Origin of the sequence: Rhizobium sp. BR 317, from assembly GCF_047445835.1 — a bacterium.
Classification (GTDB): Bacteria; Pseudomonadota; Alphaproteobacteria; order Rhizobiales; family Rhizobiaceae; genus Rhizobium; species Rhizobium paranaense.
In genome coordinates this window covers 1-4,605 of sequence record NZ_JARWLB010000053.1, presented here as the reverse complement: position 1 = coordinate 4,605, position 4,605 = coordinate 1, and the positions used below count along the sequence as shown (strand labels likewise).

Sequence of the window (4,605 nt, the reverse complement as noted above, 5' to 3'; positions counted from 1 at the left end):
GTACTTGCGTTCTKGGTTCTGGCTCACTCACACATTACCTACGAACATGAAAACGCTATTTGCCAATCGGGTGCATCCGACCCCTTGGACGTTGCTCATTCTCTCTCATTTTTTCAACCTTCGCGGACTGGACGGCCTAATTATTGAACCAGAGCGGCTTTACGAGGGACAGAAAAACGAGGAAGCCCAGTTCCGAGAGGACCTCTTCAAGCGGGACCCAAAGGCCGTTGAGAGCGCATACCTCTTGAAAATCGCGGATGGCCAGCCAAAGAGAGAAATAGTCGAAAGCTATTTGAAGGCTCAGCCGCACCGTACTGTCACGATGGATATCACCTTCCCCACCTACGAGTATGAAAAATCGATGCAGCCGGATATCGCTCCAGACGATGGGGATATTCCCGACTTCGAACGCGAGGCCGAGGATGAACACGACAATAATGATGGRTTGTCGAACGGAATAAAGCTAGGCGGCACGGGATGCCTTTAGGCACCATCGCTAGTCGGTAGTGAGGTAGAGCAGGGCCTGGTTCTCCTTAACAACTTTAGCGTCGGGGCTTGTATACGAGCGAGCCTCGATCAATGGAATTCCCTCAGCGAACAGGGCATCGGTCGGGCGCTCGGTMTTAACCAGGGCAGTCGCGGCCTGCGACGGTGGCTTCACCGATATCCGCGAATAGTGGCTCAACTCTCCCTCCCGACCAAGAACGGCAAACCCGTCCGGAAAGACTGCGCCTCCGGAACGCTTAGCTGCCTCGATGATATCGGCAGGGAATTCCGGAAGCTCTCCCATGAGATCCAGGTCCCCTTCGCTMGACTCGATCAAAGCAAAGACACGCCCAGCAACTTCCAAATCCAGCGCCATACCATTMACAAATCGAACCGGTCCCGATTTGAAAATCAGATGATCTTCGGCAGTKACGACCAAGGGCTCCCACTCGGCGTCTTCCCCGACCATCCACGTCCGGCCAAGCCAGTCAACGGTGGTGAAGTTCTGCTCCGAGGGTCTCCAGCGGCGATCGCGTGCCGCCTCTCCGATGTCAGGTCCKAACAGGAGGGTCAGGACACCGCAATAGCTGCCGAACCGAACTCCGCGGGGATCAGACTGGTMGGAAGGGTCCTTGTMGTTACCGGATGGCGGATCCGAACTCACCGTGTGGTCGATGAATATCTCTGCCTTCTTCACTGACTTCATCCAGCTGCCGACGGCATAACCATGCGACGCGATCCAGGTGCCTATCTTGCGGCCCAGATAGGGTTCGACTTGTTCGCAATAGCCGTCCCTGACAGTCTTTGTAAAAGCAGCCCTGGAAGCTCCCTTTGTTGCCTTGGACTCTGCAAKGGCGACGAACAGATCCCCTGTGCGACTAAAKACATAGTCGGGTGACCGGGTGGTCGGCGGCTTGCCATGAACGGCGTGGTTTTCGAAATGATCTACCCATCGATAGCCATCTCGAACCATCTGCAGATAGGCAATACCGTCGCCAACCAAGCCKGTCATTACCTTCCCGACATAGTCCTTGAGGGTGCGGGCAGTGTCCAACAATGCGAAACGATCATTTTTGTCATCTACGTGTCTGGCGATAAGGTGGCGGCACATCTGAACCTGAGCCCTAGCCGCACGCTGGTCCATCTTCGCTCTGCTGGAGCACTGCGCCATAGCACCGAAGAGTTCGGCCGGCGTGAACAGCATTTCGGTGTTCTCAGGCGCACGACCGACGACCAAGGGATGGGGTTTCGCGATATGACCATTGATCTGCTCGACCGCTAGCTGTTTCTGCTTTGCCTTCCACATTGTTGCAGGTCCTCGCAGGAATTCGATAGTCAACGCTGATAACTACCTGTATTGCCATAGGAAATCACTAAAAAAAACGGCTGACAAGTTTTGATGCTCCAGCGCCACAAGCCGATCGCGTTTTGCCCGTCGTCAATGGCGCAGTCCCGTGTCAGGCGGACCTTCGATGTCCGCCGTCATTTGCCTTTATGAGAGCCATCAGCATCGGCCCKAGCGAAAACTCCCCGCGCTCCGAGCGCCTGGTCAGATCCCGCAGATATCCGCCGGCAGATGTTATGAAATTCGACCGCTCCAGAATGCAGGCCACCGCAACTGCCGCATTCTCCGGCCCCATGGCATTGCAGGCCTCCTCGTAGGCTGAGGGGCTGACGCCGAGCATTGATCGCACGACGACGGCCGCTTTCATCAGCTCGCGCCAGTGCTCAATGCGCCCRGCGGGTCCGTAATCAGCGATCTGCGGGCAGGCACGAAGGACCATTCCGAGCGGGAATGCCTTGATCGGCTCAGGTTTCGTCTTCGGTCCTCCGTTCGGCTCATTCTTCGTCAGAGGTTCATCCGCCAAGCTTTCGCCCTGCTCTTTTCGAGAGCTAGGTTCAATTTCATTTATGGATTCGGTATTTGAATTCTGTATGTGGCAGGCATTGTGAATGGCATTGCCATACATATCTTCAGTTTTTAGCTGTGTTTCCAGGATGTTGAGAACCTCGTCCCGCAAGAGCTCCATCTCGTCGAGCGTAATCTCGACCTGCGCACGGTTCGGATAGCGTGGGAGGCGGGCGAGAATACTGACATACTCAGATTCCACCCGTTCCCAGTTCCCTGTAGCGCCCTCTTCCACGGCAGCCGAGATCAGCTTGCGCACATCGCGACGGCAGATCGTGAGGGCTTCCTTTGCGCGGCGGAAACGAGCGCGTTCGGCGGCGACGTCCTGCGCCATCAGGGCGAGCTCCATGGCACGAGCCAGCAGCGGTCTCAGGTCAAACCCGTAAGCCTGCTCGATCTCGCCATCGCGGTTGCGGTGCGCATAACGTTTACCGTTCGGGCTATCGCGCCGCAGAATAAGGCCGGCATTGACAAGTGCCGCGAGTTGTCGGCGGAGTGTCGTCTCGGTGATTCCGTGGGCACGCACGGACAGCTGGGCGTTGGATGGGAAAACGACCAACCCCTGGCTCGGATCGAGCTCCGCGTGAGGGTGAAAGGTCAGGAGGGCATCAAGGACGGCAAGTGCCCGGTMCTGGATTCCCAGGCGTTCCCGTGCCTCGCACACGTCACGAAACACTTTCCACTTTTCGATACGCGTGCCTGGCTGCGGATTGTCGATCGCCATCTGGCCTCTGACCAGGGCAAGCGACATCGGCCGCCGCCCAAAGGGCGTCGTCACATGTCCCGTCTGCATTTTTCACTCACCTTGCTTCAGGCAAAGGAAATCCGCTCACCAAATCGGCGCCAAGACTCTTGACTGTGATTCCGGGAAATGCGATTCTCGATCCTGCTAGAGATGACGAGAGAGGCTTCCACGGTTCGCCGTTTGGGGGCCTTTTTCTTTTGCGGTTCAGTCTCCGTTTGTTTCAGTTTTCGATCCTTTGTACTCCTCGTACAAACGACCCATGTGGGAAGACAGCCATTCGCTGAAAGGCCTGGCTTCAACATTCGTAAGCTCGATGGCAACTTTCTTTGCCTTCGAATTCATCACCACGTTTAGTGCGCGATCGGTAGAGGTCCATTCCCGGACGGGGACGTTTGCCTTCGGCTTCTTTGCAGCTGACTTGGCCTTGTATCGCTTCAGGTAGTCATGGAGTTCATCGAACCGCTCACCTTCAGGAAGCTCTTGAAAGTTAGCAGACCCCGTATGCTCTACTGCAACCTTGGACAGGGCAGGGGCAAGAACCAGTTGCCGAAGGCTGAGCCATTTGTCGCGCCCGATCTTCTTAGATGCACCCAGAGCCTGGATCACTGACGCGGGCACCGCCTCGACAACTGCAAGCATCTTGGAGAGCATTGCCTCATCGACGGCGAGTGACGAACGAACCGTTTCCTTTGTCATTCCTGACGCAATCAKGTTCTGAGCGAAGARCGCGCGCTCTATAAAAGACAGGTTTGAACGGGCCGCGTTCTCCTGTCCTTGCACAATGGCGGAGGTAATATCGTCGAGCTTCTTAACGATTGCCTTGACCGGCACTCCAAGCTCGCGAGCGACTTTCAGGCGACGATGGCCGAACACGACCATATATCGTTTGGCATCTGTCGAGCTCGGGCGAACAAGAATAGGCGTTATCTGACCCGACTCCTTGATAGCCTGGAGCAGTTCCTGAAACTCCTCGCCGTCATCTGACAGTCGGTCGGCGACGAAGGACACGTCGATCAATCGCGGATCCAGGTCCACGATTACCTCACCCTCCATAAGCTTTTTGGTACTCTCCGCCATATCCTCGATGGAGCGAACAACTGTCTTCGCAGCTCCGGTCATTCCGTAGCCTGGCTTTGTCGGCGTTTGATTTGCCGAGATCGAAGCCATATCTAGTTTGGCGAACGGATTTTCACGGGACATGAGTTCCCTCCCAACCTGCRGTCAACACCGACAAGCCACTGACGACGTTGAACAAAACGTTAAAAAAAACGGCTKACAATCCTCTCATTTTCGCCCCCAGACGCCGTGGATKAGCTCGRCGATCTCCGCGTTGGCTGCGTTCAGGCTCTCCATTGCCCGGTCGTATGTCGCCCGGACGAATTCACCCCGCTCGACCTCGTACAAAGTCTGCTTCTTGATCGACGCATCGGAAATCGCGGTTGACTTCAATACGTGGTTTCTCAGC

Annotated in this window: 3 protein-coding genes and 2 pseudogenes; 1 reads left to right on the top strand and 4 read right to left on the bottom strand. The window is 56.0% G+C overall.

Translation table 11 applies throughout. The annotated features are described in order from the left end of the window. Positions 1-487 (top strand): annotated as a pseudogene (locus tag QD357_RS31230) (hypothetical protein); the annotation flags it as partial. 9 nt (positions 488-496) lie between these two features. Here QD357_RS31230 and QD357_RS31225 read toward each other — a convergent pair. The 4 genes and pseudogenes from QD357_RS31225 to QD357_RS31210 all read right to left on the bottom strand — a co-directional run. Next, complete coding sequence (locus QD357_RS31225; RefSeq protein ID WP_414125852.1) at positions 497-1,792, bottom strand: hypothetical protein; 1,296 nt, start codon at positions 1,790-1,792, stop codon at positions 497-499. A 151-nt stretch (positions 1,793-1,943) separates the two neighbouring features. Next, positions 1,944-3,188: a plasmid replication protein RepC gene (gene repC, locus QD357_RS31220; protein ID WP_414125851.1), complete on the bottom strand. Its 1,245-nt coding sequence runs from the start codon at positions 3,186-3,188 to the stop codon at positions 1,944-1,946. 156 nt (positions 3,189-3,344) lie between these two features. After that, positions 3,345-4,340: a plasmid partitioning protein RepB gene (repB, locus tag QD357_RS31215; RefSeq protein WP_414125850.1), complete on the bottom strand. Its 996-nt coding sequence runs from the start codon at positions 4,338-4,340 to the stop codon at positions 3,345-3,347. A gap of 84 nt (positions 4,341-4,424) precedes the next feature. Further along, positions 4,425-4,605: pseudogene (locus QD357_RS31210) on the bottom strand (plasmid partitioning protein RepA); the annotation flags it as partial.